The sequence below is a fragment of the Vibrio marinisediminis genome (genome assembly GCF_014050145.1).
Taxonomy (GTDB): domain Bacteria; phylum Pseudomonadota; class Gammaproteobacteria; order Enterobacterales; family Vibrionaceae; genus Vibrio; species Vibrio marinisediminis.
Map to the genome: position 1 here is coordinate 1 of NZ_JACFYF010000327.1, position 243 is coordinate 243.

Below are 243 nucleotides of genomic sequence, written 5' to 3' on the forward strand. Positions count from 1 at the left end.
CCAATCTTCTGCGTCTTCACTAAAAAATGCCTGAAAAGCCTTGAAATTAGATAAAATATCCATTTCGATAACTCTTTCAAAATTCTTATTAGTGTTGAAATACATCGTATTCATTGCTGAAGGTTTATCTTTTTCTGACTTATAAAAAACCTCCATCCTTTCACCGTGCTTTACAATGTCATTTTCTAAAGTTTTCAGGTAATTAGATAATAATAACAAGCGGTCTTTTAAATCTTGCTGTTT

At 30.5% G+C, this 243-nt stretch carries 1 protein-coding gene; it reads right to left on the reverse strand.

Annotated features, from left to right (window positions below; genetic code table 11):
• On the reverse strand, positions 1–243 hold a 243-nt coding region (locus tag H2O73_RS24260; RefSeq protein WP_182110831.1), incomplete at both ends, for a hypothetical protein.